Origin of the sequence: Burkholderia sp. IO2 (assembly GCF_029522185.1) — a bacterium.
Taxonomy (GTDB): Bacteria; Pseudomonadota; Gammaproteobacteria; order Burkholderiales; family Burkholderiaceae; genus Burkholderia; species Burkholderia cenocepacia.
The window spans coordinates 1-4,357 of record NZ_JAKWFH010000124.1; the positions used below are offsets into that span (position 1 = coordinate 1).

1 pseudogene is annotated in these 4,357 nt (G+C 73.6%); it reads right to left on the reverse strand.

Features of this window, described 5'->3' with window-relative positions:
- Positions 1-4,357: pseudogene (locus tag MMB92_RS35000) on the reverse strand (LWXIA domain-containing protein); the annotation flags it as partial.

Sequence of the window (4,357 nt, forward strand, 5' to 3'; positions counted from 1 at the left end):
CCAGCGCGGTGGTCGCGGGCGTGCGCGTGCCGCCGGCGGGCAGCGGGCGCGTGGCTGGCGATGCGCGGCCGAGCGTCGCGATCGCGCGGGCGCGGCGCAGTGCGATCGCGGCGCCCGTGCCGGTCAGCGACGCGAAGCGGCGCCGCAGGCCGTGCATGCTGCTGATCGCCACATGGCCGCCATAGTGCAGGCCGCGGCGCGGCAGGACTTCCGTCTTGTCCTTCTTCGGTGGTCGCGGCGCGTCGAAGCGGTCGCCGACCCGCGCCAGCGTGGCCGGTTCGACGCTGCTGACGAAGAACGTCATGCCGCGCGTGCGGGCCCGCGTGAGCGGCACGCCGTGCAGTTTGCCGTTCGGCCGCAACCGGATGCGGCCGCGCTGCGGATACGCGGCGGCGAGCGGCCGCTCCGTCACGTGAGTCCGTGCATGCGGGGCGTTTTCCCGGTATTGCCAGACACCGGTGGCCGAGTCGTAGCGCGCATGACCGGCGATCTTGCCGGTCGCCTTGTCGACGACGTAGATCGTGTCGGCGTGGCCGGCCGCCGCGACGGCCTGTTTCGCGCGTGCGAAATGCGGCGCATTCGACAGCGCGTCGATCGCATCGACGTACGCGTCGCGCACGCGCCCGTTCCGCGTGAATTCGACCGTCTCGCCTTCACGCGCGGGCTTGACCTTCGCCGGGCCGCCGAGCGCGACCAGTTCGCGGTGCGTGACGGGCGACGCATGGAAATCGAACGCGCGCCGCGCGGCGGCGGTGCCGGCCGGATCGCTGCGTTCCATCGCGCTCGACAGCGCCTGCTTCAGCGCCTGTCGCTCCTCGGCGTTCAGCGCGTTGCCGAGAAAGCGCAGGCGCTGGATCGCGCCATTCGCATCGACGTGCGCCGTCGCGACGAACGTCGGCGGCGCGTCGGGCGTCGGCTGGCCGGCCCGCGCGATCAGCAGCGCCGTGTCGGTGCCGGTCTGCTGCACCAGGTGCCCGAGCGTGGGCGCGTGCTGGCCTTCGGCGCGCGTCAGCGTGCGCATGTCGCGCGCGTCGAGCCACGCGCGTGCGTGCTTCATCGCGTTGCCGTCGACCGCATGGCGGGCGCGTGCCGGCGCGGCGAGCCGTGCCGCGACGGGGCGTCCGGCCGCCGCGCGAACCTGTTCGCCGTAGTACTCGCGATAGGTCGGATTGCCGGGCGTCGACGTGCGCATGTCGCCGAACGTGTCCGCGAGAGCGTCGAGCGCGGCCGGGTCGCGGCTCGTCAGCGCATGCTCGGTCGCCCGGGCGAGCGCGTCGGGCAACGTCGCGTGGGTCGCGATGTCGGGCCCGCCGGCGGCGAGGATTTCGTTGCGGATCGTGTACGCGTTGACCTCCGCGCGCGCATCCGACTTCAGCAGCGCGGCCACGGCGGCTTCGGGGCTGGCGTGCTCGGCGGCCAGCGCGCCGGTCGCGAGATCGACGCTGTGCTGCAGTTCGTGGCCCCACACGAATACGAGCGTGCCGGCGCGGCGCGTATTGCCGTCGAGTACGATCGTGCGCGTGTCCGCGTCCGCGTAATGACCGCCGCCCGGCGTACCGACGCGGATCGTCCAGCCGTCGCTGCGGGCCAGCCGCATCTGCGCGCGGAAGGTCGGCGACTGTCGCGCGATCGCGTGCGCGCGCATCAGCAGCACGCGGCCGCGGAACCGCTGCACGACGCGCCCGAGCATGCCCGGGCGTTGCGCGTACGCGCCGCTTTCGGCGTAGGCGGGATGGGCGAGGCGAATGCGGCCCGTCGCAATGCCGCGCTGGATCGTGTCGATGACGCCGTCGATCCGCTCGACGACGTCGCCTTCCGGGTCCGCCTTGTGCAGTACCTGGCCGGGGTCGTGCAGCAGCACTTCGCCATGGCGGCCGAACAGCACCTGGAAGTCGTACAGCAGCCCGTGCCGCTGCGTGACGTTGCGAATGTTCGCGAGATCGTCGAGACCGCTGCGCCGGACCACGCCGGGCAGGCCGAGCCCTTTTTCCATCGCGGCGCTGCTCAGCAGCGCCGCCGGCTTGTACACGACGCCGACCCGGCCCAGGTGCGAGAACGGTCCGTCGACCGTGCTGACGGGCAGGTCGAGCCGTTTCAGTTCACGCAGGCCGCCCTGTTCGGCGCCGATTTCCTCGTGCGCGACTTCCACGCCGTCCGGCGACGTGTCGCGGAAGAAGCCGATCGCCTGGCCCGTGCCGCCGTCGAATACCGTCTTGTAGAGCCCCGAGCCGACGAGCGGGCCGAGATGGTCGGCGGGATCGACGGTGCGCGCGGGATCGCCCGCGACGTACAGCTGGCCGCCGGTGACCGACAGCTCGCCGAGCGCCGGCTGCTCGTAAGCGGCCGGCACGTAGCGGTTCATGCCGGACAGGTCGGTCAGTCCGCCGTCTGCGCCGACGGCGTCCGGATGCACCGCGTAGACGGGGCGTTGCCACAGGTTCGCCAGTTGCGCGGCCGCGCCTTCGTTCGCGTGCCGCGCGGCCAGGATCACCACGCGCTGGCCGGCGTACGGCGCATCCGACAGCAGCGAGAAGCCGTGCGGATCGATCGGCCGGCCGTCGGGGCCGAGCAGCGTGCCGTCGGGCTGCGTGTCGGCATGGACGATCGCGAGACGGTCGGCTTCATCCATCGACACGAGGCCGCGCCGCCTGAGCCCCAGCGCGTCGAGCGCCGGCGTCGCGGCGCCGAACGGCGACGCGTTGCGCTCGACGTGCGCGCGCGACCACGCGACGCGCTGCGCCTGGATCTCGCGCATCGAGCGCGGCGCGTCGTCGCGCGGCTTGTCGCGGCCGCCGTGGTCGTTCGGCGGATCGCCCGCATCGCGCGGATGCGCGTCGGCGCGACTGCCGAGATCGACGTCGTAGCGGGCCTCGAATGCATTGAGCTGCCGGCTCGCCTCGGCTTCGAGCGCCTTGCGCGTGTAGCGGCCGCCGCCCGGACGCTTGCCGGCGGCGTTCACGCGCGAACGGTCGCTGCCGAGCAGGCGCATCTGCTGCGCGAGCGTGCCCGACTGTTCGGCGAACGCGCTGACCTGGTTCGGCAGCGGCGCGCCGCCGGCACGCATCTGCACGTCCGGGCGCTTGAGCTTCACGTCGCCGCGCTCGATCCCGCGTTCGAGCAGCGTGATCTGATCGTCGACGTCCGCGAGGGTCTGACGATACGCGTCGCTGTGGGTCTCGATCGGGCCGGGATCCGCGAGCAGCAGCCGGCCGTCGCGATACACGCCTTGCGGATCGAAGTAGAGCCGGTCCTGCTGAATCGCGTCGCGCAGCGTGCGCAGGGTCTGCAGCGATTCGGGGTCGAGCGTCGTCGGCAGCAGGCCGCGCCCGGCATCGCCGGTATGCAGCCCGCCGCGCGGCTGGTACAGCACCGCGACGCGGCCGGCGTGCGAAAACGGGCCGTCCATCGCGACGGTCGGGAGATCGTAGCGACGCCGCAGCAACGCGAGCGCCGCGCGTTCGGCGCCGGCGCTGGCCTGCTGTTCGGCGCGCGTGCTGAAATCCTCGTAGAGGGCGACGACCGCATCCCGGCCGAGCGCGAAGCCGCCCTTGTGCGCGCCGAAGCCGAGCAGCGCGCCAAGATGTTCGTTCAGGTCCACCGGCTTGCCGCTGTCCGCATGGAATACCTGCAGGCCGTCCGCCCGCAGCGGCCCGAGCGCGACCTCCGGATGCGGCGCGGGATCGAAGCGCAGGAAGCCGCTGGTCGCGCGGATCGTGCCGTCCGCCGCGAGCGCGCCGCGCGGTGCGACGAATACCGGACGGTTCCAGACGTTCGCGAGTTCGGGGGCCAGCCCGGCCTCCGCGCCTTCCGCGACGAGCACGATCGGTTCGTCGAGCCGGGACGGCGCCGGCAGCCCGTGGCGCGCGTCGAGCGCGAGTTCGTGGCCGGACAACGGCGTGCCGTCCGGGCGTGTCAGCGGCGCGTCCGGGCGGCCGTTGCGCACGACGAACAGCGTGCGCCCGCCATAGCTGTGCTGCTCGACGCGCGGCCCGCCGGGCGCGACCGCGACGTCCGCCTCGCGGGCGGCGAAGCCCGGCGCGAGCGGGGAGGATTCGATCGCATGGAGGACGGTCCAGGCGACGCGCTGGCGAAACGTCAGCGGTTCGAGCGGCCCGCCGGCGCCGGTTTCGGCCGGATCGGCGACCCGCCGGTACTGGATCGTCCGCGCGTCGCCGCTGCGGCGATCCGCGCGCGATGCGGTGCGTGCATCCTGGTCGTTCTCGGCGGCGCGTTCGCGCACCTGCGCGGACGAGCGGCCTGCCTGCGCGGTCGCGCGCGACGTCGCGGCGGCCGGCTCGGCCACGGCCGCCGTCGGGTCCGCTGCCGCGCGCAGCGTGGACGGGGTCGCGCGTGCCGC